The sequence below is a fragment of the Cyclobacterium qasimii M12-11B genome, assembly GCF_000427295.1.
Taxonomy (GTDB): domain Bacteria; phylum Bacteroidota; class Bacteroidia; order Cytophagales; family Cyclobacteriaceae; genus Cyclobacterium; species Cyclobacterium qasimii.
The window spans coordinates 25625-51648 of the sequence record NZ_ATNM01000107.1; the positions used below are offsets into that span (position 1 = coordinate 25625).

Consider the following 26024-nt stretch of genomic DNA (forward strand, 5'->3'; position numbering starts at 1 on the left):
GTATTCAATGAAATTAACCCTTTTAAACCTAAAGCTTAAAAGGGTTGATTTCAAATATAAATAACAGGCCTGAAGGGCCTGAATGTAATAGACATAAGGTGGTTTTAAGCTCGAATTATGCAATAGGCTTAGTGATAGTCTTTCCTAACTTTTCTCTGCCTGTACTGATCTCGTGATTTCAATACATATTAGAATGCTCAATCCTATTCAGGGTTAAAGAGGCCATACCCAAAGAATAACAGGGATTCCTACCGCCATCACAATTAAGGAGAGGGGCAAACCTGGTTTCCAATAATCGCCAAACTGGTAACCTCCCGGACCTAGCACAAGGGTATTGGATTGATGACCAATAGGACTGAGGAATGAGGAAGAAGCACCAACGGCGATGCTCATTAGAAATGGATCGGCAGATAGGGAAAGAGCAGCTGCAATCTGCAAACCTATAGGAGCCATAAGCACAACTGTTGCAGCATTGTTGATTAATGCTGACAATAGCATAGTAGTGACCATTATAAGACCGAGCAAAGCCCATGCAGGTAAATTATCTGAACTCAACAAAATCAGTTTTGTAACTGTACTGGCCGCGCCACTCGTTTCGAAAGCCTCTCCCACAGGTATCATGGCACCAAGTAAAACAATTACTGGCCAGTCTATACTTGTATAAAGGTTGTTTAAGGGTAGAATCCTACTGACTACCATTCCCATGGCTGCAAGCGTAAAAGAAATAGCTACTGGTAACCAACCCATCACTACAGCTATGATGGACAAAGCAAACAAGCCTACAGCCAACAGTGTACGTCTTGGTTTCCCTATTTTTATGCTCCTTTTTGCCAATGGATAGCATTTCATTTCGAAGAGGGTATCTGACAGGCTATTTCTTCTCAGTTGCAGGAGTAAAACATCTCCTGAACGAAACACCTCGTGGTCAATTCTCTTTATTAAGGTCCTGTCTCCCCGAGACAAAGCCAACAAATTGACATCATAGCGTGACCTCATATGAATACTTGAAGCGGTTTGCCCAATCAATGGAGAATTGTCCTGGACTATCCCTTCTGTGTTTATTATTTCATTTTCAACCTCAGTAGCCGCTATGAAATCTTCGTTTCCAACAAGTTTAACCTGGTACTTATTGACAAATTCTTCCAGAACATCTGTATTAGATTCCAAAACAATTATGTCATTCCTGGTAAGTACAAAATAGGGGCTTGGCGCATGAATTCTGATCTTATTTCTAACGATACCCAGGACTTTTACATCGAGTTCTTTGTCATCAGTAATGTGCTTAATGGGTTTGTTTTCAAGTTCTGACTTGCCTGAAATGATGACTTCAGTAATGTAGTTTTCAATTTTAAACAAAGCCTCATTGGCCAGATTGGAATTTCTTTTTGGGATCAATCGCCATCCCACCAAGGAAATAAAGAATACTCCTGCCGCGGCAACTACCACTCCTACGATGGTGAAATCAAACATGCCAAATGCTGCTTCACCACTTTGGGCACGGAAGGAGGATATTATAATATTGGGTGGAGTGCCTATTAAAGTAGTCAATCCACCCAATAATGAAGCAAAGGCAATTGGCATTAAAATCAATGAAGGCGAATAATTGTGTTTTCTAGCCATTTGTATGGCTACAGGCATGAAAATAGCCAAGGCACCTATATTATTCATAAACCCCGATGCAATAGCAACTGCCCCGGAAAGGGTTGCTATTTGTAAGTTGATATTGTTCCCTACCTTGTCCATTAATGCCACAAGTACATTAACGATTCCAGAGTTTTCTAGGCCCTTACTTACTACCAGGATGGCTGCCACGGTAATTACAGCAGGGTGGCTAAAACCCATAAAGGCTTCATCATAGGGTACCAGACCAAGTATAGCAAGTAATATTAAAGCCGATAGGGCGACAAGGTCATAACGGATTTTTCCCCAAATGAAAAACAAAAGGGATATTCCGAGAGTGGCAAATACGATGATTTCTTCCATATACTAACTTAGGTAGCAATAGGTGCTGAAAGACAGGAATCCGGGATGTTAAACGCGTTGACCAAAGGCACCGCATCTTTACGAATTTCCCAGCACAATTGGTTGACCATTTTCCTTATGGCCTTGGATTTAATGCCTTCCATATAACCCTGTTCCAGGTACCAACCATTATGGGTTTCGATCTGGTAAAGGGCAAAAAGATCACAAAGTCTTTTGAGCACTTGCTTAAGTTCTGGATCAGTTGTTTGCTCAATTTTCTCAATGAATTTTTCCAATATTACCCGTTCAATAAATGCCATTGCCAAGGTGAATAGATGATGTTGTGCAACATTCACTGCATCAAATGGATCCATTCCTTCATCCATGAGACGCTTTAATCTCTTACCTGCTGAGGAAAGAATACTGTTTTCCCTGTACTGAAAAGCATTAAGATGAAATTCAGGATCCAGTAGGTGGTTTTCGTCAGTATTTCGAATGATCAGTGGGTTCTTTTCTGTGATAGATGTTTTTGTTTTATTCACAACGTAATCTATCACAGTGAACAAGTTCATGTTCTCAAATTGCTCCTTATAAGCACTAAGTCTACTTTTAGCCACAAGTTGTAGCAATACCGTATTGTCACCTTCGAAGGTTGTATACACATCAGAATCATTTTTTAGCGCATCGATCCTATTCTCAGATAAGAAACCTTTGCCACCACATGCTTCTCTACATTCCTGTAGTGTGGCCGTGTTGTGCCAGGTGACATATGATTTTAAGCCTGCTGCAAGCGCCTCTATTTCCTGCATTTCATCCTCTTTTCTATTTAGGAAGCGTTCTGTGACGTACTCCATCGCAAAATGGCAGGCGTAGGTTTTAGACAATAGTGGCAAGAGTCTTCGCTGATGCATGCGGTAATTTAGAATGGGTACTTCTGTAGTGCCATCGGGTCCAAATTGTCGACGCTTGTCTGCGTATCTTATGGCAATGGTAAGACCGGATTTTGAAGCGGCTAGCGCAGACCTTGGAATGCCTATTCTTCCTCCCACCAGGGTGCCCAACATGGTAAAAAATCTTTTGTTATCACTGGCAATTGGACTCTGGAATTCACCTTCTTCGTCAACAGAAGAAAATCTATCCAACATGTTTTCTTTTGGAATAGTGACCTTGTCGAAGGCAATCAAGCCATTGTCTACTCCGTTAAGGCCCATTTTTCTTCCGCAATCTTCTATAGCAATACCAGGCAGGGTTTTTCCTTCCTCATCTCTCAATGGAACGATGAAAGTACTTACCCCGTAATCTTTGTCATTGATCAATAGCTTTGCAAAAACAGTGGCCATTTTACCATGTAGTGCAGCATTGCCAATGTATTCCTTTCTGGCATTTATATGGGGAGTATTTATGGTAAAGGTTTTCTCTTTGTGATTGTAGGTTGCAGTTGTTTCTATACCTCTGACATTGGAGCCATGGTTGGTCTCTGTCATGGCAAAGCATCCCGGTAGTTCAAGAGTTCCTATGGCGGGAAGGTATTTTTCATGGTGTTTCTTTGTCCCTAACATAAAGACACTCATTCCCCATAAGCCAAATTGTACACCAAATTTAATTACTGTACTCAAGTCCCTGTAACTAAGGGTTTCCATAACTGTAAAGTATCCTTCCATGTCATCTCCCCCCCCGTATTCTTTAGGAAAACCAATGGAACCATAGCCTTTGTCAGCAAGCATTTTACACCAAACAAGCACTTGTTCCCTGTATTCTTTTAAATTACCAGGGTCGACATAGTCAAATTCTTTTTTAGAGATAACCGATTTGATTTCATCGATTAATGGTTTTCTCCGGCCATCCAGGAGGGCGGTTAGCTTCTCTGTTTCAAACCCTTTTTTTGTTTCATAGGAAGTGGAAATATTGGCGTGAGAAGATTTGAAAGTCAAGGCTGCAGATTGGCCAATTATACCCAATTGGCTTTCCAGGTTTCCCAATTCCTTTTCGACCTTGGAAAGGGGAAAGGTATGGGCCACCTCAGGCGCATTTTTCTTTAAAATTTCAATGCCTATACTAGAAAGGTGAGGGTAAGTGGTATCGTTGTCTACTGAGGATTTAATTGTCTTCCACCACATCTCCAACTCCTCCCTTGAAGGGGGCGAATTCGGGTCGAGTTTTGCGGTTAAATATTTTCTATCCTCTTCACTCAACCAATCTACAGCTTTAAAAAAGGATTGAAATGCCTGGTGTTCGCTGGCATTGATTGTAGTGTCTGACCATACCATGTATACGATTGGCAGGAGAACGAGACTTCCATTGGTTGGTTGAGAAAGTATCTTTTCCATGTTTTATTTTAGGTTTAAAATTTAGTACTAAAAAGGTAAGAAAATATATCTATCCCTTTCAATAATCTTACCAAAAGTTTAAAATGGAATAAAGACCTTGAAATTAATGAGAATGGCAGTCTTTTATAAAAGACAATTAAAAATTTTGGGCATGGGAATGAATTAGTTTTCTCAACTTTCCCTATTTAGGTAATGGTACATAATTGGTTAAATGAGATAATTGGATCCTAATCAATTTTATCCCAAACTTTGATGTTTTTTATGTCCAGACTTTTAGAGTTAAAAGTAGGGTCTAAACCCTTTTTTCTTTGATCCACATAGTCTTTTAACGCTGCCATAGCTGGTTTTCTAAGCAATATGATTGCTATCATATTTAGCCATGCCATCATTCCCACTCCTATGTCACCTAGTGTCCAGGCAAGCTCTGCAGTTCTGATGGTACCGTAAAAGGTAGCTACCAAAATCAAGACCCTAAGTACAAATACAGGCCATTTTTTGTTTTGATGTCCTTGAAGATAACTAAGGTTCGTCTCAGCTATATAGTAGTAGGCCATGATGGTAGTAAAAGCAAAAAAGGCCAAAGAGATGGCTATGAAGCCTGCCCCAAAATTCGGGAAATGTGAACTAATCGCAAATTGGGTAAATTCAGGCCCATATGTAACACCTGGAAGGTTCTCTACTAAAAATCCTCCTTCGGGATTGACCACATTGTATTGTCCTGTGAAAAGAATCATGAACGCGGTGGCTGTACAGATAAAAAGCGTATCAACATACACGGAAAATGCCTGAACCAGGCCTTGCTTAACTGGGTGACTAACCTCTGCAGCTGCTGCAGCGTGAGGAGCAGTTCCCTGACCTGCTTCATTGCTATAAATCCCTCTTTTTATTCCCCAGGATATGGCCATACCAAATATCCCTCCAAAAGTAGCATCAGCATTGAAAGCAGAAGTAACAATCAATTTGATCACTCCGGGTATTTCTGTGATGTTCAATGCCATGATAATTATAGCCATGATGATGTAAGCCGCCGCCATAAATGGGACAACTATTTGCGCTACTTTTCCGATTCGTTTTACCCCACCAAAAATAATAAGGGCAAGAAAAACACAAATTACCAGGCCTGTAATCCAAACCGGTACATCAAAAGCATTCTCTACACTGATGGCGATACTGTTACTTTGCACTCCAGGTAAGAAAAAGGCAGTGCTAAGAATGGTTGCAATGGCAAACAATATGGCATACCACTTAATTCCTAACCCTTTTTCTATGTAGAAAGCTGGCCCTCCTCGGTATTGGCCATCTTTTACTTCTTTAAACATTTGTCCCAACGTAGCTTCAATGAAGGCTGATGCACTGCCGAGAAACGCGATGATCCACATCCAAAAGATCGCTCCAGGACCTCCCATGGCTATGGCTGCCGCTACTCCTGCAATATTCCCTGTTCCAACCCGCCCTGAAATGGCAATGGCAAAAGCTTGAAAGGAAGTGACTCCCTTGTCTGAAGACTCTCCACCAAACAATAATTTAATCATTTCCTTGAAATAGCGGACTTGAAGAAATTTGGTGACTATAGAAAAATAAATTCCGACACCTAAACAAAGGACAATTAAGGCATTACTCCATATAATGTCATTTACGGCGTATATTATAGACTCCATGTTGATAGTTTGGCTTGATAAGATTTATTTTATTAACACAAAGAAAACCTAAAATAGGGTTAATAATAATTTTGAGGGTAAATAATTATCAGAATAAGGGAGGTTTTAATCCATTATCTGGAATTGCCGTTCTATTTGTGAATAGAATAGCTTCAAAATCATCCAACCATTGTACTTTTCGTTTCAACCAATCGTTCTAAGTTTTAAATTCGGATAGGGTTGCCTGAGAATTATACCAGTTTAACGCACATTTAAGTGAATATAGTAATGGCTTATGGATTAGGAGAAGTTTGTTGTAAATGAAGCTATGCAATATGGTTAAATGCCCTCTGCCATTATTCTAAACAACCTTTATTCTCTCTGGTTTTTTTACAAGGTAAGGTGACTTCATTGATAGAATGGGAGTGATTTGAGGTGATTACTAACAAATGAAAAAATCACTACTTCAAAAAGCAAGAATAAATCCCTATTAAAAATCATTACCTTTACAGCGATTTGTAGCTAAATACAAACCAGACGGAAATACAATTATGAAAGAATTAGGATTAATTAGCACACTACCGATCAATCGGTTTACGGACAATGGAGCTTATCTTGCTTTAAGCGATGGAGATGAGTTGTTGATACCAAATCGGTATTTAAGCGGAGAGGAAAAAGAAGGGGATTTTAAAGAAGTTTTTGTCTATACAGATAGTGAAGACAGGCCGGTAGCAGTTACTGACCATCCATCAGCCATTCTGGATCAGTTTGCTGTGATGGAGGTAAAAGACGTTACGAGCATAGGTGCTTTTTTAGAATGGGGACTGGAAAAGGACTTGTTTCTGCCCAATTCCGAAATGCGCCAGACAGTCGCACCTGGAGACAAGGTATTGGTGTTTGTCTGTGTAGATCATCGAACGTCTCGTTTGATAGGAGTGAGTAAATACGAGGATTTTATCTTATCAGACACCAAAGGATTTGAGGCAGGGCAGGAAGTAAATGCTTTGATTTTTGATCTCACAGATTTGGGGTACAAGGTTTTGGTCAATGACTTTTATGAAGGGCTTATTTATGCCAATGAGGTTTTTAAACCCCTAGAAATAGGAGATTCAGTCCGAGCATTTGTAAAAAAGGTAAGAGAGGACAACAAAATAGATTTAATTATTACCCCTATAGGTCGTCAGAAATTTGATGAAGGTGCAACGCAGATTTTAGACTTGTTAATTGAGAAAAACTTTTTACCTCTAACGGATAAGTCTTCACCTGAAATCATCAAAAAAACATTGGGGATGAGCAAGAAGCATTTCAAACAATGTATTGGTCAATTGTACCGTAAAAAAGTCATTTTGATAAAAGAAGATGGTATTTATAAGGTTTAGATCACTTCTCAAAGGTTATTTTATCAATTATATTATTGAATAAAGGATTTAGTAGGAAAATCTGCTATTTTTGCCTTGTTCACTATTGGATGATCGACCTGATTTTTAGTAAAATTGATCGTTGATCAAAGGCTTAATTAAGCGGTATTTGCATCTTGTAATTTGATTAGAGTATAGAATGGATAAAAAAGCGGAAGTGTTTTTAGGCATAGATGTGGGAGGAACTCACGTAAAAATAGGACTGATAGATACCCTTGGTCAAATTATTGAATTTGGCAAAGAGGATACAGCATTACTCCGAAGTAGTCCACAGGGTTTTAATAAGGCATTTGTAGAGGTTGTAGGTGAATACCTTCAAAAATATCCTGAAGTAAAACATGTTGGAATAGGTCTTCCAGGATTGGTAAGCAAAGATAGAACCACCACACTAGAGATTCCTGCGATTTCAGAACTGAATGGGTTTAACCTTAAAGAAGCGCTATTAGAAAAATACCCTGAAATTATTTTTCACCTCGAGAATGACGCCAGTGCAGCAGCTTTAGGAGAGTTTCATTTTGGCAAAGAAAAAACATCTGATAATTACCTTTTCATCACTTTAGGCACTGGCATTGGCAGTGCATTGATTTTAGATAGAAAAGTATTTAAAGGAGTGAGGGGCAATGCAATGGAAGTAGGGCACATGCTTTCAAGAGGAAATAGCCGGCTTGAGCCTTTGATAGGTAGAAATGGAATACTCAACATGGCCGGAAATATGATGAAACAATTTCCTCAGGAAATTGGTGAAATGGAAGGTAAGGAATTAGGTATTCATTTGTTGGTTGCTTCAGCAAAGAATGGGAATGGAATCGCTTTAAGAACTTTTGCTGAACTAGGAGCAATTTTAGGAGAAGCATTGGTGTCTACAATACGTATTCTAGACGTTACAGAGGTTTATTTTGGCGGTGGAATTTCTGCAGCACTTCCATTTATCCAACCCCAAATGGAAAAGACAATTCATCAATATTTAAGTCCGTATTATCTTACTGACTTAAAATTAGAAAAAGCTACATTGGAAAACGATGCGGGTACGCTAGGTGCAGCAGCCCTGTGTTTTATGGATTAAGTGTTGTCACTGTTACTTCACTTACCTTATTGATAGCATTGAGTCGAAAAAGAACCTTTAGGGGTTCTTTTTTTATTTGTTCGTCACAGCGATCTGATGGCTCCAGGAAGTAAATAAAAAAACTTTGACTTTTATCCACCAGTTCTACCCGATCGGGACGTCCGAAGGTAATGATGATCTCCTGATTGTTTTTTGCCAAATAGGTGTTTTTTAATTCCTTTATTTCTTCAACGTCTTGTAGGCGTAAACCCAGGCAACCGTTCCTGTCCTTTTTCCAGTTCTCTATATTTATGGTGCCTGTCTCTAATTTTCCTGAGCAGGATGAGAAACCTGCTACAAGTAAAATGAAAAAGCAAAAGGTTATTGATTTATAAGCCATGAGGAAAGGGTATAGGTTGCAAATAACTTTGCGAAATTAGTACGAATGTTTGATAGCCTTGGTAGGAATTGAAGAAAAAGACATGATTTTTTAAAATTTAAAGGTTATCGGCTCAATTGTAAATCACTAATAAGGATTTGCCTGATCTTATAAAACCACCTTTCAGACTGCTTTACGAAGTGAATCCTATTGATTTTTACCTGAAAGTGGAGAAAGTGCTTTTGCCAATGATCACATCTCAATTACCTTTTTATTTTAATTCAGGCGTTTCTTTCGCTTCCTTCACCATTTACAGAGGGCAATTACTCCATTTAAAGGTTTGTAAGAACGGCTTAAATCATTTGTATTGAAAACTCATGCTGCCTTTAAATCCAAGTTGATCTCAAATTTAAAGAACTTCTGGTTTTTGACATGGTCACTTTCTGATGGAAGCGTCGTTTTAAGAGAAAGGCTAAAAATTACTTTCTATAAATAATTTTGGTCCTTTTTATTGGGCTTGATCCAAGTAAATATTATTTCGATTTTTATATCTAACCTTCCCTAATTTAGCTGTCTTTGTCTTAAATACTAATATTACCATTTGTCCTTTTAAAAATTGTTTCTACTGTATATTGTTTAGTAATTCTGTTTAGAAGAATTATATATGGTTGTTTTGGAAAAACACACAGCTTTTGCTTGGAGGATAAAATCCTTCTTCCTAGTTTTGCCATTAGAATGAACGTTCGATCTAAAGAGATGCAACAACTTCAAGAGTTTTCAGAAAAAGAAATAGCCATCTATGAAGGTGCGCTAGAATTAGTCGCAAAATATGGCTTCCATGGTACCTCCATGAGTTTATTGACCAAAGAAGCCAGTGTGTCTACAGGAACAATTTACCATTATTTCTGTAGCAAGGATGACTTGATGAAAAAGATGTATTGTTACTTTCGAACCCGCCTGGAAGCCTGTATTTCAATTCAAGTAGATGAGAAACCAGACTATAAAGAGCGGTTCTATTTAAGGTGGCTTAAACTATACCTCTATTATACAGAACACCCCAAAGTTCTTGTGTTTTTTGAGCAATACATTAATTCACCTTACAACCAGGAACGTAGCCCACATCATTTCACAGGAGCCTATTTTAAATTCCTTAAAGAAGGAATTGATGAAAAGTACCTAAAGCCTGCCAAACCCGAAATATATGTAGCCATGTACATGGGTAGTGTGATTATGGCCTCGAAAATCAATGTTTTTGGTTCAATTCTATTGGATGAAACAGATCGGGAGCTTTTGATCAATAAGTTATGGTACGGCATGTCTGAGGTATAATTGCAATCAAAACTTTTAATTAGCATAAATAAATTTTCATTTAAATGAACAAATTTTCTTTTGTAATTCTCATAGTACTTGTCGTACTGTGCCAATCCTGTTCAGAAGGAGAAACAAAAAATGCGGCAATGAGGCAGGCGCCTAGCATTCCCGTTATAGAGGTTCCTTCCCAAACATTGACCGGCTATGATACTTATCCAACTAGTTTGGAGGGAGTAATAAGTAGTTCTGTAAGGGCTAAAGTATCAGGTTATATCACCCAGGTTTTAGTAGATGAAGGCCAAGCCGTAAAGAAAGGTCAAAGCTTGTTTAAACTTGAAACCCAATCTCTGGATGCAGATGCTGCTGCTGCAAAGGCAAATGTAGAGGCGGCTAAGGTGGATGTGGATAAATTGAAACCGCTTGTAGAAAAAGGAATTATTGGTAGTGTTCAGCTGAAAACGGCTGAAGCCAGGTACAATCAGGCCATGGCTACTTTTAACAGTATTTCTGCAAATATTGGTTATGCCACTATAAAAAGCCCTGTTTCAGGGTATGTTGGAGCCATTCCTTATCGTCAAGGAGCCTTGGTAAGTCCAAGTGACCCATTGACAACGGTTTCACAGGTGGACAATGTTTTTGCATTCTTTTCCATGAATGAAAAACAGTACTTAAATATGCTTCAAATCACAGAAGGGGAATCTCTTGACGATAAAATAGGGAATATGGCTGAAGTGGAGCTTGAGCTTGTAAATGGTCAAATCTATTCGCATAAAGGAAAGATTAAAACGATCACAGGTCAGGTGAATCCAACCACTGGGACGGTGAGTTTTAGAGCAACATTTCCAAATCCAAATCGATTGTTAGCACATGGTAACAGTGGAAAGGTGCTTATTCCTAAAATTTATGAAGACAAACCTGTAATTCCTGAAGCTTCCATTTACGAGGAACAGGGAAAAACGTACCTGTATAAGGTCGGGGCAGATTCTGTTGCTGTGGAGGCATTGATTGAAATTGAGGCGAAAGTAGGACAGCTATTAATAATTGAAGAAGGTCTGAAAAAAGGGTGACAAAATAGTTTATCAGGGCCTTGACAAGGTGCGGGATCAGATGAAGATTTCACCTCGACTAGTACCTTTTGATAGTGTCGCTGGAAAATTAAAAGTAGCTTTTAAATAAAATAAAATGCTAAAACAATTTATAGACAAACCGGTACTATCTACTGTAGTGTCCATTTTAATACTTATTCTTGGTGTTTTAGGATTATTGTCCTTACCTGTAAGTCAATATCCGGACATTGCACCTCCAACAGTTAGAATTACAGCATTCTATCCAGGAGCTAACGCTGAGACGGTACTAGAAAGTGTAATTATACCCATAGAGGAGCAAGTGAATGGGGTGGAGAACATGGATTATATTACTTCTACCGCAAGTAATAGTGGAACAGCCACCATTCAGGTGTTTTTTAGACAGGGCGTAGATCCTGATATTGCTGCTGTAAACGTGCAAAATAGGGTGGCGAGAGCCAATCCACTTTTGCCTAGAGAAGTAGTTCAGTCAGGTGTGATTACCCAGAAACAGCAAACGAGTTCGTTGATGTTTTTTACCATGGTCTCAGACAACCCTGATTATGACGCCACTTTTATTCAAAATTACCTTAACATAAATGTTATCCCTACCATCAAAAGGATTAAAGGAGTAGGGGATGTTACGGTATTTGGCTCTAAAAATTATGCCATGAGAATATGGCTGAAACCTGATAAACTCACAGCTTATGGCTTGATGCCTTCAGATGTGACTGCGGCCATAAACGAGCAAAGTTTGGAAGCTGCAGCGGGATCTATTGGGCAGAACAACGCACAGGCCTTCGAATATGTAATCAAATATGGTGGCCGTTATAAAAATGAATCCCAATATGAGGACATCGTTATCAAGGCATTGGGTGATGGACAATTCTTGCGTTTAAAAGATGTTGCTGATGTAGAAATGGATGCACAGGGATACTCTGTGATGTCCTTTACCAATGGTAATCCTGGGGTAAGTATGGCTGTCTACCAGACACCTGGATCGAATGCCCAGGAGATCATCGACAATGTGAAAGCATCTTTGACCGAACTTGAAAGCCGTTTCCCCAAGGGCTTGTCCATTTTCATTAATTTTGACACCAATGATTTTCTTAATGCTTCTATAGCTAAGGTGACGACAACCTTGATCGAGGCCTTTATACTGGTATTTATAGTGGTATTTATTTTCCTTCAGGATTTTAGATCTACCTTAATTCCAGCTATTTCAGTTCCCGTGTCTATTGTTGGTACATTCTTTTTCCTAAATATATTAGGGTATTCAGTTAACTTATTGACCTTGTTTGCTTTGGTTCTTGCCATAGGAATTGTGGTAGATGATGCCATTGTGGTAGTTGAAGCCGTCCATGCCAAAATGGAGGGCGGAGTGAAAAAAGCACGTAACGCTACTCATCAAGCCATGGATGAGATTACCGGTGCTATCATATCGATTACACTGGTAATGGGAGCTGTATTTATACCTGTAACTTTCATAACTGGGCCAACAGGTGTGTTTTATGAGCAGTTTGGGGTCACTTTAATGATCGCAATAGCCATTTCAGCTGTCAATGCATTGACATTAAGTCCTGCACTTTGTGCACTGTTATTGAAACCTCATGAAGACCACCCTGACAAGAAACTTAGTTTGGGTAAACGTTTCTTTAAAGGTTTCAACAGGGCATTTGATGTCACCACTGCGAAGTATGTAGGAGCATTAAAATTCTTGTTTCGCTTCAAGTGGATTACAGGTGTTATAATTATTGGTTCCATTGGAGCGATTATTTGGGCAGCTGAAAATACACCAACTGGTTTTGTCCCCGAAGAGGACAGGGGCTTGATATTTACTGACATTGTATTGCCTGAAGGTGCATCTCTTGACAGGACAGTTGCTGTTACAGACCAACTAATGAATGCTATAAAAGATCTTCCAGGAGTAGAAGGTGGATCCATGGTCAACGGTTTCAGTCTTATTTCTGGAGAAGGTAGTAATTTTGGTTTAGGTTTTATTCGTTTAAAACCTTGGGACGAAAGGGGAGATGAATCTTTATCTGCCAGGGCTTTGATAGGCCAAATGTTCGGTATAGCTGCCGGTATTCCTGGGGCAAAAATCCTATTCTTTGCTCCACCTAGTATTCCGGGATTTGGTGTTTCTTCAGGTTTTGAACTTAAATTTTTGGATCAATCCGGAGGGAGTTTTAATCAATTGGATGTAGAGGTAAAAGAATACATGGGCAAATTGATGGCCAGACCAGAAATTCTATATGCCCAAACAGCCTTTAGTACTGGTTACCCTCAATATGAAATGGTACTCAATATTCCTAAAGCCAAGGAGGCGGGAGTGAGTGTAAGTAGTATTTTAGGTACACTTCAAGGCTATATTGGAAGTATTTATGCTGCCGATTTCTCCAAATTTGGTAAGCAATACAGGGTGTATATTCAGGCAATGCCTCAAGATAGGTCTGAAGTTGATGACCTAAATTCCTTATTTGTTAGGAATAGCAAGGGGGAGATGGCACCTATTTCAGAATTTCTTACCTTAAAAAGGGTTTATGGGCCACAAGCTGTAACTCGGTTTAACCTTTTAATTCTGTAGCCATCAATGGTGCTGCCGCTCCAGGCTATAGTACCGGTGATGCAATCAATGCCATCCAAGAGGTCAATGAGTCAGGGTTGCCAAGAAACTTTGCTGTGGATTATTCTGGTTTGACCAGAGAGGAAATCAATGCAAGTAGCCAAACTACCTTTATCATATTATTGAGTATACTCTTTGTTTACTTCATATTGGCTGCGCAATACGAGAGTTATCTTATTCCTTTTGCAGTTTTGTTGTCTTTACCTGTAGGAGTGATGGGGGCTTATTTGACCACCTACTTCCTGGGAATGGAAGCCAATATTTACTTTCAGATAGCAATGGTCATGCTTATAGGGCTATTGGCCAAAAATGCGATCTTAATAATAGAGTTTGCCATGCAAAGGAGGGCTGCTGGGGCTTCAATTGTGGATGCCGCATATGAGGGTGCCAAAGTAAGGCTTAGGCCTATTCTTATGACATCTTTTGCCTTTATAATAGGATTGTTACCGCTGGCTTTTGCCAATGGGATTGGTGCCGCAGGTAACAGGTCTATTGGTACAGGAGCTGTTGGAGGCTTGCTGATTGGTACTGTTCTGGGTGTTTTTGTCATTCCTATTTTGTTCATATTATTTCAATGGCTTCAGGAAAAAATTAGTCCAAAAAAAGAAGTTGAAGCTTTAGATAACGCTTAATTACTATGCTTAATAAAAGTCTATTTACACCTTTTTTGCTATTGATTTTATCTTCCTGCTTTGTGGCTAAGGATTACCAACAGGCTGATGCAGTAGTGGATGAAGATTATTTCAGAACAGATTTATTGCCTGAGGACAGTGTTACGATGGCAGACTATTCTTGGAGAGAAGTATTTACTGACCCACAATTGGTAGGTTATATTGAAGAAGGATTGGAGTCCAATATTGATATAAGAATGGCTTTACAAACGATTCTTGGGGCACAGTCTTACTACAAACAAGGAAAGTGGGGGCAATTGCCCACCTTGAGTGGCACAGGCAAGGTTACCCATCAGGAATTGTCAAAAAATTCTCAGTTTGGATCTTTCTTTGATGGCGGAATTACCCAGTATGAAGTTTCTGCAGGTTTTTCCTGGGAGGCAGATGTTTGGGGTAAAATCAGAAGTCAACGCAGGGCCTTTGAAGCATCTTATTTGCAATCAATAGCGGCACATCAAGCTGTTAAAACCAGGTTGATTAATGACATTGCCAACCTTTATTTTAGGCTATTGGCCTTGGATCAGCAATTGAAACTGACCAATGAAACAATCAGTAATAGGGAGCAGGCCTTGGAAACTACCTCCTCCTTAAAAATCGCAGGGATTGTAACTGAGGTAGGAGTGAAACAAACTGAAGCCCAGCTTTACACGGCCAAGGCATTAAAGGTGGACTTACAAAGAGACCTTCACCTGGCTGAAAATACGCTTGCCATTCTTTTGGCAAGATCACCGGAAGACATTCCTCGCGGTGAGCTGGACGATCAGCACCTTCCTGAAGAACTCTCTATCGGTTTTCCAGTTCAACTGCTACGCAATCGTCCGGATGTATTTGCTGCGGAATATGGGCTTATCAATGCTTTTGAAATGAGCAATGTGGCGAAGACAAATCTTTATCCTTCATTAACCATTTCAGGTACAGCAGGTATCCAAGGCTTGGAATTGGATCAGTTGTTTAGCCTTAATTCAGTTTTTGCGAATGTTATTGCCGGATTGACACAACCAGTTTTAAATGGCAGAAGGCTAAAGACCCAGTTTGAGGTGGCATTAACTCAGCAAGAGCAAGCGTATCTTTCTTTTAGAAAAACGGTGTTAAATGCCGAAAAGGAGGTTTCTGATGCGATCTATACTTTTGATTCAGCCAAAGAAAAGGAAGGCTTGCTTAAAAAGGAATTAGATGCCTACCTAGTGGCCATTGAATATTCCGAAGAGTTGTTGGACAATGGCATTGGAAATTATTTGGAGGTCATCACTGCCAGGGAAAATGCGTTGAATTCTGAAATCAAATTAATTAATAGCCGTTATAACCAGATGGAAGCCCTTACCAATTTGTACAGGGCACTTGGAGGGGGATGGCAATAAGTCCATTGAGAGATGATTGCTTGCATTGGGTTAGTACAGTTCTATAACTATTTAGGACATTAGATAACTTCTTGCTTTCAGTTGTTATCTCCTACGCTTTTTATTTACTATCAAGTCCCTACAGGGTTTAGCATGTTTACAAAGCTAGAACCTGTAGGGATTTTTTAATTTAAAGGATTAGAATAGTGAGTGACGTTTGGATACATAATCCCAGAAAACACTTTTGGTCTGCTTGATTTCCTGATTTCTAGGTTAAGGAATGCCTAATTCAAGTAGCCTTTAACTTTTCTCCATAGCCTAAAATAAAATTGCCACAGGTTCAGGCCTGTGGCAATTAAATAAAAACAGTAAGACTATCTAATTCACTTAGTAATGGGATTAGAATTTGTATTCATGTGGAAGGATTGGTATTAGAAGCGGCGTTTTTGTCCACTAAATTCCATCGCTTCACCTTTTCCAAATCCATAGCTTAAGCCGAATGTGACAAACCTTCCTCGCATTCTATGGCTGTATTGTGAAAAGTTGCTTTGGATTGTTTCACTTTCAAATATCCTACTTGCAAAAGCATCTCTAACACTAAGATTAAGGATTACTTTTCCTTTAAGTATTTTTTTCCTGACACCAATGTCAGCCATTGTGTAGCCACTCATCAATTGTTGAAATGTTTGTCTTTTTGATTGGTAATTCCCAACGAGCTCCAAAGCGAAGTCAGCAGGGAAATCAATTTTTGTAGTTAACCTTGAAGACCATTGGTCAGCATTGAAATCAAAATCAGTAGCTTCGAAAGTTCCTTCTCTATGGAAATAGTTATAATTGAAATCCCCGTTAAATGACAACCAATCCAATGGGGTATATTTACCGTTCACTTCCCAACCAGTTGTTTTATTCGTGCCAATATTCATAGGCATAGAGATGGCTACATCCCCTTCAAATCGGGTGACATTCTCCACTGTACTGGTAATGTACCTGTGATAAACGGAAGAGCTTAAAGAGAAGGCTTTGTGATCAAATATCCCAGTTATTTCATAGCTATCCGTTAATTCAGGTAGCAAATCTGGATTTCCTGTTCTAATACTGTAATTGTTCCGGATATTATAATAAGGATTCAAGTCAAATAGCCTTGGTCTGGCAATTCTTCTTGAATATCCAGCCTGAAGTGAAAAGTTGTCCCTCATTTTATAAGAGGTATGAAGCGTAGGGAAGAGATTAGTGAAATTCCTGTTGTTTTCCTGGTTATTTTGTTCCAATAGAGTGTGAAGGTCTGTGTTTTCTAACCTAAGGCCTAATTTTATCCCTGCTTTTTCCCCTTCATAAGATCCGGTACTGTAAACACCCAAAACCTTTTGGTTGTAGATAAATGAATTGGACAAATCTGTAACTACCATCCATTGATTATCCTCCCAGTTGCTGATTGAATAATCATTTCCTACATCTGTAATTAGGTATTGACCACCGGTTTCAAAAGTTATCTTTTCCGTAAAAGGCTGGGTATAATCGGCTTTGAAAGTATATTCTACTTGTCCAAAGTCTGTTTGAGTTTGCTGTTGGTCACTGAGTGCTTCTTCACCAAATTCCGGCGTATTATTGAAGGCAGATTTTTGATCTTTAGAAAATGAGCTACCCAATGCGCTTACCAATAAATAATGGTCTTTCTTATCAGAGAAATCTCTTTTGTATTGCATTTCAAATTGCCATTTAGGATTGGTTGCGGAAGTAACCTCATCCCTTTGCCATGCAGAGGAAACTACATTGTCGGCTCCTATAGTGCTATAGTTAATTAGTGATGTTTCTGATTCCCACTCATAGGCAAAGTTACCGGTAAGGGAAAGTACATTGTTGTCATCTATATGGTAATCAGTTCCTAAAATAACATTTAGGAAAGACTCTCCTTTGTCCCTTTCTCCATAATTGTTTATTTCAGTATTGGCTGTTTCATTTCTGTTATAGCCTTTGTATTTTTCCGGGAATTTGCGTTTACCGACACCAATTTGACTGAAGAGATTGAATTTTTCTGTTCTTTTATTCAAGCTGAATCCTAGGCTATGGTTATCTGGTACACCTGTATTTAAAGAGACAGAACCATTAATACCACGTTTCTCTTCTTTCTTTAATACGATATTGATTATTCCGGATGTTCCTTCAGCATCGTATTTTGCAGAAGGGTTGGTAATTACTTCCACGCTTTCTATCATGTCCGCTGTCAAAGTACCCAATGCACTTCCTCCATCACTTGTCAAAACGGATGGTTTGCCATTAATCATGATTTGAACGCCACCAGCTCCTCTTAATTGGATCTGACCTTCTATATCTACTGTTACCGATGGTACATTGTTTAAGACTTCGAGTGCACTTGCACCTGTACTACTCAGGTCTTGACCCACATTGAAAATCCTTTTGTCTAGGCGAAATTCTGTTGATGATCTTTCGCCTCTTATTACCACTTCGTCCATCAATTTGCTGTCTTCTTCTAATAACACAGTCCCGAAATCAACTTTTCCATTGCTAATTTCATATTCGGTAATGGTCTTTGAAATAAATCCTATGAAACTTATTTCAAGGTTAAAAGTTTTGTCTTGGGTAATTAACAAAAGACCACCATCTGCTTTTGTTGTGGTTCCTACCAATAGATTACCTGATTCTTTATCTATTAATTTAATTGTAGCAAACTCAACAGGTGTTTTGCTACCGGCCACCACCACTTTGCCGGATACTTCTATATCCTGTGCTTGTGTAGAAAAAAGTGTCACAAATAAAATGGTGACAAGTGTTAGAAGTGATTTCATATGGTTAATTTTTTGAGTTGATTATGTGAATTAGTGAATAAAATCCGAACATTTAAAAAGTATTCGGTAAAACGGTTCAAATTGTCTGTTAAACGACAAATATGTGATATACACGTTATTCATGTTGTTCGCAGGGAAAAATGGGCTGTTCATCTTATATATTTCCAAGAGACTTCCTAATTTCTATATTTGTACCATGAAAAGGCAACCAATAGAAAATAGCTTAGCCAAAAAGGAGGTTTATTTTCAACTTGTGCTTCATGCATTGGTTTTTAGTTTCTATGTGATAGACAGCAATCACCCTAGTAAAGTCAACACTTTTCATTGGTACGATGTAGTGTATTTTTTAAATTATACGATAGCTAATCTCATCATTAGTTATGTGTTATTGCCCAAGTTTTTTTATGCCAAAAAATACATTGCTTTTTTTGGGTTGACAGTTATAACCATTGCCTTTGTTATTTTGTTAGAAGAACTTGTAATTGAAAAATGGTATTTTCCAGATTCCAGAGGAGCAGGTTTTCCGGGAGTTATCTTTAGCCTTGGGCAGGTACTGCCTGTGATTGTTATCCTTTCGGGATTTAAGTTTGCTTGGGATGCACTTCGCAATCAGCGGAAAGTAGAAGAACTAAAAGCCATTATTAAAGAAAGTGAGTTGACTTTTTTAAAGTCGCAGATTAATCCTCATTTTCTATTCAATAACCTTAACAACCTGTATTCTTATGCTGTAGTGCAATCTTTAAAAACGCCAGAAATAATACTAGAATTAAGTTCTGTGCTTCGTTACATGCTTTATGAGTGCAAGGAAGCTTCTGTTCCCTTAACCAAAGAAATTGAACACTTAAGAAATTTTACGCGCCTTTATGAAATGCAAATTGAAGAGAGGGGGGAGGTCACCTTTGATGCACCCGTTGGGGCTACTGGTTTTAGTATTGCTCCTCTCATTTTAAATGTTTTTATAGAAAACGCCTTCAAACACAGTCAAAGTGGCCAATCAGAGCAAATTAAAATTGCCATTCGATTAACCATCAATGAGGACGGTAAATTAAATTTTGTTTGTCAAAATAATTATAAGAATGTAAATCAAAAATCGAACTCTGGAAAAGGAATAGGCCTTTACAATGTAAAGAAAAGGTTACACCTGCTTTATCCTGATAGTCATGTCCTGGACATACAGCAGACCGATTTATTGTATAAAGTTAGCTTAGAAATGGTTTTGAATAAAGACTAAGATGAATTGTATCATAATTGAAGATCAACCACCAGCGCAAAGGATACTCAAAAAGTACATTGATGATTTGGGTACCCTCAAGCTCAAAGGGACTTTTAGTGATCCCATATTGGCAATGGAGTTTTTAAATTCCAATGCCATTGATCTGATTTTTCTGGATATCCATCTGCCCAGATTGACTGGTTTAGACCTGCTTAAAAGTCTAAGCATAAAGCCACATATTATCCTTACTACAGCTTATTCTGAATATGCGCTCGAAAGTTACGATCTTGATGTAGTAGATTATTTATTGAAGCCGTTCTCGTTTTTGCGTTTTGTGAAAGCCGTTAGCAAAGTTCCTGGGCCAAAAGAAGTAAACCCCGCCGAGAGGGTATCTTTTAAAGCCAATAGTAACCACAAGAAGGAACACTTTATCAAATTAGGATATGACCATGTTAGAATCTCATTTGAAGATATAATGTATATCCGCGCAGATGGAGATTATTGTGACATTATCCTTTCGGACAAGAAGTACATCTCTTCTGAACCGATGAAGAAATGGCTTGAATTATTGGATGGCCAACAATTCATCCGTATTCACAAATCATTTATGGTAAATATTGCCAGAATAGAGAAGGTGTCTGGTAATTTAATCACCTTAATCAATGGAGAGCAATTGCCAATTGGTCGCGCATTTAAAGAGGGGTTTTCAGAAAGATTTCTCAAGTAATTGGCTTAATCTAATTCTTTTATTTCAATATGTTTAAATTCCACACCTTGCCCTTCAGCTTGCAAGCCAATATAACCCTCTTTTAGCATTTGTCCATCTACCTTATACGCTGGATCAAAACGTTGGGCAACACCACCGCCGACTTGGGGATGGGTATATTCCAATACTATTTCACCATTAACTTTATGGATGACTATAGAATCCCCATAAACGATCAATTCTGCATGCACCCATTCATCCCATGGGAAGGTAGGTGAACTTGAACTGATACAATGTCTTGGATCCATCTCTCCATTAAAAAATACTTCAGTACCCGGAGAGCACATATTACCGGTAGGTCTGGGTTTTCCATCTCCGGCATCTGCCAGCATTTGATATTCCACTGAAATAGGCCAGTCTTGCTCTTTTAATATAGTTTCTGGATCTTGGGAATGAAACATTACGCCACTGTTTCTATAAGTGTAGCTTGGTGCATCTTCCATCCATTGGTCGGTGAAGCGGTAATCAAACTTAAGGTGAAAGGAGGAGTAAGGTTTTTTGTAAAACAAATGACCATATCGTTCATCAAAACTTTCATAATCCTCATAATTGACCTGAATCATTCCATCCACTACCCTGAAAGTATTTGCATAATTGTCACCAGATTCATGGTGCTGCAACTTAGCTGTCCATCCTTCCAAATCTTTGCCATTAAAAATGGTTTCCCATTCTTCTTCCTCTAGGGTATTTTGTGCAGTCCTGGATTCACTTTTCCCACATGAAGTGAAAATTATAAATAAAAAAAGCACAGCTAATAAATGGGTCAGCTGTTTTTGTTGATTATAGATCAAAGACCACTTCATTTTTCTAGTTTTTATGGGTAAATTATTATCAAAGGCTAATTTAGGGAATTATTATTTGAAAGGCTTTCATGCATGTGAAGGGTAGAAAATTCAATTCTCCCAGTTTGGCGATTAAATAAAGCAGAACACAAGCCAATATTCCCCTTTTTAATTTCACTGTTTAAATAAGGGTTGCTAGCTAAAATTAAAGCTTTAGAATATTCCAGATTCCATCTTACCAATCGATCTGACCATTCCTCTAAATTATCAAGTGAAATGTCTTTGGGTTCGAAGATTTTCGCTTTCAGGGAAGGAGCCAGTAAGGTGCTCTCTGGGGCATTTGGTGATGCTACTATGTTTTTCAAAGAGGCAGCTATTAATTTATTGGGAGTATTTCCCATAATAAGAATCAATTTAGCATGCTGTTTCCTGCATGAAATTTCAATGGTTTCAATAAGATGGGTGTCGAGAATGTTTGCTGCAACTTTTAAAGGAATAAGATCACCAATACCAGTGTTCATTAACATATTAAGTGGTTCTCGCATGTCTATACAGTTAACCACCACTGCCAAAGGAGCATCTTTGATGAAGTCTTTAAGTTTTTGTTTTGAAAACGCCGAGAAACCAGGTCACCATCAATGTATCGTTTGTTGCCTTCCGTTAAGAAATCCAGTATTTTTTGGGGTGACTTTAGGTCATTTCTGTCTTGAGAATTCTTCCTGTCAATTTTAATTATTTTCTTGGGGGAATAGTTGTCTCCCAAGCCTATGATGTTGAACTCTATATTGTTTTCTTTTGCAAAGGTATGTTTATAATCTTCAAAAATTTCTAGAATATCAGGTTCTATATAGGATGAAAAGGAGGCATCAATAATTACTTTGGTCCCTTTTGGTAAGTTCCAAAGTGTACTTTTTATGGCTGGTTTGTTTAAAAATGACACTTCATTAGACAACTCCAGGCGAACCGTTTTATTTTATTGGTAGGGTTGGTTGCTTCTATATAATAAGGATTGTGGAAATTACTTCTAAGTAAAAAGAAAACACTAACTGCGGATCCTATCATAACGCCTAGCAGGACATCTGTTATTAGAATAGCTATTACAGTGACCGCAAAAGGTAGAAACTGAACCCAGCCTTTTTTATACATCTGACGGATGATATGAAAAGAAGTAAGCTTGTAACCTACCAAAAGCAATATCGCCGCTAGAGAAGCCAAAGGAATTAGATTGATGATGTTGCTCAAAAACAAGACACTTACCATTAATAGTAAGCCATGAATCAGGGTTGACAATTTGGATTCAGCACCGGCTTCAATATTTACAGAACTACGCACAATTACTGAAGTAATGGGTATGCCTCCTAATAATCCGGAAAGGGTGTTTCCTATACCTTGGGCGACCAACTCTTGATTGGGTGGGCTACGTCTTTTGTGCGGATCCAGGTTGTCAGTAGCTTCTAAGTTTAAAAGCGTGGCAATGGACCCAATAATGGCAATGGTAAAAGCATAAGTCCAAACTTTTCTATCATTAATGGCTGTGAAATCTGGAAAAGTGAACAATGATCCAAAGTGACTGATCTCTGGAATATTGACTAGATGTACGCCATCTAGAAAAAGGGAAGGAATAAAAATTTTGAAAAGCTGGTTCAATACTACTCCAAGGATTACGACGAAAAGGGAAGGTGGAAACAGTTTTAAATGCTTTAAGGGTGTTTTGTCCCAAAAAATCATAATACCTAATGAAATCAGGGAGAGCAATATTGCACCTGGCTCCATGGATGTAATGACCAAAAGAATCCGTTCTTGCAGACCGGTGAAAACATCTTGAGAATAATTTAGAAGCCGACTTTTATCAAGTTCAACACCCAATGCATAGGGTAGCTGGGAGAATACCAAGATCAAACCAATAGCGGCTAACAAGCCTTTAATGATATTGGTAGGAATATAGTCGGCAATTCTACCGGCTTTTAACAAACCTAGAATTATTTGAATTAATCCTCCTATTAGAAGGGCCAAAAGGAATACCTGAAAGGAACCCAACAACTGAATGGCGACCAATACAACTGCTGAGAGACTGGCTGCGGGGCCGGAAACACTAGTGTGAGACCGACTCATTAAGCCTACAACAATTCCCCCGATCATTCCAGAAATTAGCCCAGAGATCAAAGGTGCTCCACTAGCGAGCGCTATTCCCAAACACAATGGGAGCGCAACCAGAAAAACTACAATTCCAGAAGGGATGTCCTTGGAGGGGTTGTAGCTTAACTTCTGTCCCAATACTCCGATTTGCTTTTTGTCCATATAATTCTGAATAACTGTTTTCTTATCAATAAATTACGAACAGGTTAGTTTGAGTTATCGCTAAATTCAATGACGAATAAATACAATTGAATGATGATTAATTACCTTCCAAACCAAATCCTTAAGACAAAAATAGAATAAGAATTGGAAATTTTATTCTCCGTCTAAAATATATATATCATCTAAAAAAATTATATTTATCTATTCAAGTTTTATTTACATAGAATGAAATAACCCAATTTAGCTATGAGAACTGCAAAGATGTATATTCCTATAATTGTAATTCTTCTATTGTCCTATAGTATTAGTCCTGTAATAGGTCAAAATGATTCAAATCACTTTTTATATGGGGATTTACTTCCAGATGCACCTGAATTGGCAGAAAGAGGAGACTACCTGATAGGTGTTCGAACTTTGGAGCTAATTCATAAAAATCAGCCCGACGTAGCCAATTTCACTAAAGACGCAAAACCTAACTATGACAGGCCTTTAAAAGTTGAGGTTTGGTATCCAGCGGCTATAAGCACCATGCCAGAAACCAGTTATAGTGATTTTATAGGGGTGGCAAATGATGAAAAACGACCCCTCAGCCCATTTTCATTCAAAGGTAGGGCAGAACGTAATGCCTTACCAAAAAATGATGTAGGAGCATTTCCTTTGGTGATCGTTTCCCATGGCTATTTGGGGTCAAGGTACCTAATGACTTATCTTACCGAAAATCTAGCATCAAAAGGCTATATAGTTGTAGCCATTCACCATACAGAATCTACTTTTGAGGATCCAGGTAAATTTTCAAGTACGCTTTACCACCGACCTTTGGATGATTTATTTGTTTTAAATGAAATGGCCCAAAAGGGAAGTGAAGGAGCAGAAGGGTTTTTGGCGGGTATGATTGATGCCGAGAATACTGCATTGGTAGGCTATTCAATGGGCGGATATGGCGCATTAAATGCTGCAGGGGCTGGTTTTTCACCTGCTTTTGGTGGTTTCTTTGGTCAAATGTCAGGAGGTAGTGATAAGATAACGGAGCGTAGTTTAGCCAATCCATCGTATGCGTCTACTGTTGACCCGCGGATAAAAGCGGTGGTGGCTTTCGCCCCTTGGGGAATGGCCAGAGGAGTATGGGACAGTGAAGGCTTGGCAAACCTTAAGCTCCCAGTGTTTTTTGTGGCGGGTGACCAAGATGATATTTCGGGCTATGAGGATGGAATCAAGGCGATCTATGATGGTGCTGTCAATGCTAACCGGTACTTGCTAACTTATAAAGATGCAAGGCACAATGTAGCACCCAACCCACCGCCAGCAGAATCATTCCAAAAGGGCATGCATCTGGATGAATACCTGAGGTATGCAGAGCCTGTTTGGGACCAGAGAAGGATTAACAATATCAACCAGCATTTTGTAACTGCATTTCTAGGGATTCACCTTAAAGGAAAAGACTATGCTTCTTATCTTGATTTACCGGTAGATTCCTTGGAAGAAACATGGGAAGGTTTTAAACCTAGAACCTCCATAGGTTTGGAATTAAGGTATTTAGATGCTGAGAAGTGAATGCCCCTAAAATTTGACTTTTTAATGTTTTCAATTTAACCGCTATGAAAAACTTAAAATGGATACTGTCAATTTTTTCACTTTTGATTTTAAGTGCCTGTGATAAAAGTGATGAGGAATTGTCGCAAGTGACGGAGGTATCACAGTATGTGGATTTATTGATCAAAGAAAAATACACGGCCCTGGAGTTGCCGTCGTTTACAGCTGCAGAAATCCCTGACTTACTTGATTACAGAAACAGCAATCAAAAAATAACGGTTTTTCCACGCAATTGGATATCCTCTTATGCGACCAATGAGTGTACTTTAGGCATGTACGTGTTATGGACCATAGAGTCGATTCGCGCAGTGGCTAACAATAGTGACCTTTTGATCGGAAGGTTTCCTTCTCAAAACCCTATAGTGCAAAAAAGAGAAGCAGAATTCGAACTTGTTTATGATGAAGAATCACAGAAGAAGGTGGCTGATGCCTACATGAAATGGTGGCAGAAAAACCAAGACAAGCAATTTCAAGATTTTAAGGACATCGACCCATTACTTGATACTGGTCTTAGGTGGCATTAGCATGCAGAATGTATTTCAAAAAGGAGCACTGGTAAATACAGCCGTCCCCAACGAAGTTTAATTTGGGTTTGCCATTTTATCTGTGAAGAACTTGGTTTGCTTTAAATTTTTCACAGCCTTTTTAGCGTTCAATTATTCCCGTTTTCAATTTAAAAGTAAATCAGCAAATGTTGCAATCTGGGTTAGAAAGAATATTTAAATGGATAGCAATCGACTGATGTTCTATCGTTTAAAATGATATTTGTATATGATCTGAAAACCTGATGACATTTT

At 38.7% G+C, this 26024-nt stretch carries 20 protein-coding genes; 11 read left to right on the forward strand and 9 right to left on the reverse strand.

All coding sequences use genetic code 11. From position 1 onward, the window contains the following. Positions 1 to 213: 213 nt before the first annotated feature. The 3 genes from ADICYQ_RS11545 to ADICYQ_RS11555 form a co-directional block, all read right to left on the reverse strand. Positions 214 to 1983, reverse strand: a complete 1770-nt coding sequence (locus tag ADICYQ_RS11545) for an SLC13 family permease (RefSeq protein ID WP_020890883.1) — start codon at positions 1981 to 1983, stop codon at positions 214 to 216. A gap of 8 nt (positions 1984 to 1991) precedes the next feature. Next, complete coding sequence (locus tag ADICYQ_RS11550) at positions 1992 to 4289, reverse strand: acyl-CoA dehydrogenase family protein (protein ID WP_020890884.1); 2298 nt, start codon at positions 4287 to 4289, stop codon at positions 1992 to 1994. Between the two features lie 227 nt (positions 4290 to 4516). Next, positions 4517 to 5947, reverse strand: a complete 1431-nt coding sequence (locus ADICYQ_RS11555; RefSeq protein ID WP_040415906.1) for an alanine/glycine:cation symporter family protein — start codon at positions 5945 to 5947, stop codon at positions 4517 to 4519. Positions 5948 to 6477: 530 nt separating this feature from the next. Between ADICYQ_RS11555 and ADICYQ_RS11560 the strand changes: the two genes are divergently transcribed. Then, on the forward strand, positions 6478 to 7305 hold the full coding sequence (locus ADICYQ_RS11560; RefSeq protein ID WP_020890886.1) for a CvfB family protein: 828 nt from the start codon (positions 6478 to 6480) through the stop codon (positions 7303 to 7305). 178 nt (positions 7306 to 7483) lie between these two features. Beyond that, a complete protein-coding gene (locus ADICYQ_RS11565; protein ID WP_020890887.1) occupies positions 7484 to 8407 on the forward strand; it encodes an ROK family protein in 924 nt (307 codons plus the stop codon). Here the strand turns inward: ADICYQ_RS11565 and ADICYQ_RS11570 are convergent. After that, positions 8397 to 8786, reverse strand: coding sequence for a hypothetical protein (locus ADICYQ_RS11570; RefSeq protein WP_020890888.1), 390 nt, complete (start codon positions 8784 to 8786; stop codon positions 8397 to 8399). The genes ADICYQ_RS11565 and ADICYQ_RS11570 overlap by 11 nt on opposite strands. Positions 8787 to 9461: 675 nt before the next feature. Here ADICYQ_RS11570 and ADICYQ_RS25970 point away from each other — a divergent pair. The 5 genes from ADICYQ_RS25970 (at position 9462) to ADICYQ_RS11595 (ending at position 15795) form a co-directional block, all read left to right on the forward strand. Further along, on the forward strand, positions 9462 to 10094 hold the full coding sequence (locus ADICYQ_RS25970; protein WP_020890890.1) for a TetR/AcrR family transcriptional regulator: 633 nt from the start codon (positions 9462 to 9464) through the stop codon (positions 10092 to 10094). 44 nt (positions 10095 to 10138) lie between these two features. Next, complete coding sequence (locus tag ADICYQ_RS11585) at positions 10139 to 11143, forward strand: efflux RND transporter periplasmic adaptor subunit (protein ID WP_020890891.1); 1005 nt, start codon at positions 10139 to 10141, stop codon at positions 11141 to 11143. A 115-nt stretch (positions 11144 to 11258) separates the two neighbouring features. Beyond that, entirely contained in the window at positions 11259 to 13727 is a 2469-nt protein-coding gene (locus ADICYQ_RS11590; RefSeq protein WP_020890892.1) for an efflux RND transporter permease subunit, read from the forward strand. Positions 13728 to 13771: 44 nt separating this feature from the next. Continuing rightward, complete coding sequence (locus ADICYQ_RS29695) at positions 13772 to 14398, forward strand: efflux RND transporter permease subunit (protein ID WP_316929298.1); 627 nt, start codon at positions 13772 to 13774, stop codon at positions 14396 to 14398. Positions 14399 to 14403: 5 nt separating this feature from the next. After that, positions 14404 to 15795, forward strand: a complete 1392-nt coding sequence (locus ADICYQ_RS11595) for an efflux transporter outer membrane subunit (RefSeq protein ID WP_040415908.1) — start codon at positions 14404 to 14406, stop codon at positions 15793 to 15795. A 410-nt stretch (positions 15796 to 16205) separates the two neighbouring features. On the opposite strand, the gene ADICYQ_RS11600 is transcribed toward ADICYQ_RS11595, so the two are convergent. Beyond that, a complete protein-coding gene (locus tag ADICYQ_RS11600; RefSeq protein ID WP_020890895.1) occupies positions 16206 to 18578 on the reverse strand; it encodes a TonB-dependent receptor in 2373 nt (790 codons plus the stop codon). Positions 18579 to 18774: 196 nt separating this feature from the next. On the opposite strand from ADICYQ_RS11600, the gene ADICYQ_RS11605 reads away from it, so the two are divergent. Both ADICYQ_RS11605 and ADICYQ_RS11610 read left to right on the forward strand, forming a co-directional pair. Further along, entirely contained in the window at positions 18775 to 19809 is a 1035-nt protein-coding gene (locus ADICYQ_RS11605; RefSeq protein ID WP_020890896.1) for a sensor histidine kinase, read from the forward strand. A 1-nt stretch (position 19810) separates the two neighbouring features. Further along, positions 19811 to 20518, forward strand: coding sequence for a LytR/AlgR family response regulator transcription factor (locus tag ADICYQ_RS11610; RefSeq protein ID WP_020890897.1), 708 nt, complete (start codon positions 19811 to 19813; stop codon positions 20516 to 20518). A gap of 5 nt (positions 20519 to 20523) precedes the next feature. Here the strand turns inward: ADICYQ_RS11610 and ADICYQ_RS11615 are convergent, their stop codons facing one another. Genes ADICYQ_RS11615 through ADICYQ_RS29710 form a run of 4 tightly spaced genes read right to left on the reverse strand, consistent with a single transcriptional unit; the run spans position 20524 to position 23637 of the window. Further along, on the reverse strand, positions 20524 to 21360 hold the full coding sequence (locus ADICYQ_RS11615) for a 3-keto-disaccharide hydrolase (RefSeq protein WP_020890898.1): 837 nt from the start codon (positions 21358 to 21360) through the stop codon (positions 20524 to 20526). Positions 21361 to 21395: 35 nt separating this feature from the next. Continuing rightward, on the reverse strand, positions 21396 to 21884 hold the full coding sequence (locus ADICYQ_RS29700) for a carbonic anhydrase (protein ID WP_200861891.1): 489 nt from the start codon (positions 21882 to 21884) through the stop codon (positions 21396 to 21398). 2 nt (positions 21885 to 21886) lie between these two features. Then, positions 21887 to 22279 carry a hypothetical protein gene (locus ADICYQ_RS29705; RefSeq protein WP_316929297.1) on the reverse strand — a complete coding sequence of 131 codons (393 nt, stop codon included), beginning with the start codon at positions 22277 to 22279 and terminating at the stop codon, positions 21887 to 21889. Beyond that, a complete protein-coding gene (locus ADICYQ_RS29710) occupies positions 22267 to 23637 on the reverse strand; it encodes a SulP family inorganic anion transporter (RefSeq protein ID WP_020890901.1) in 1371 nt (456 codons plus the stop codon). The genes ADICYQ_RS29705 and ADICYQ_RS29710 overlap by 13 nt, the downstream gene beginning before the upstream one ends. Before the next feature lie 246 nt (positions 23638 to 23883). Between ADICYQ_RS29710 and ADICYQ_RS11625 the strand changes: the two genes are divergently transcribed. Then, on the forward strand, positions 23884 to 25188 hold the full coding sequence (locus ADICYQ_RS11625) for an alpha/beta hydrolase family protein (protein ID WP_040415910.1): 1305 nt from the start codon (positions 23884 to 23886) through the stop codon (positions 25186 to 25188). A 44-nt stretch (positions 25189 to 25232) separates the two neighbouring features. Next, positions 25233 to 25751: a DUF4943 family protein gene (locus tag ADICYQ_RS11630; RefSeq protein ID WP_020890903.1), complete on the forward strand. Its 519-nt coding sequence runs from the start codon at positions 25233 to 25235 to the stop codon at positions 25749 to 25751. The last annotated feature ends 273 nt before the right edge of the window (positions 25752 to 26024 follow it).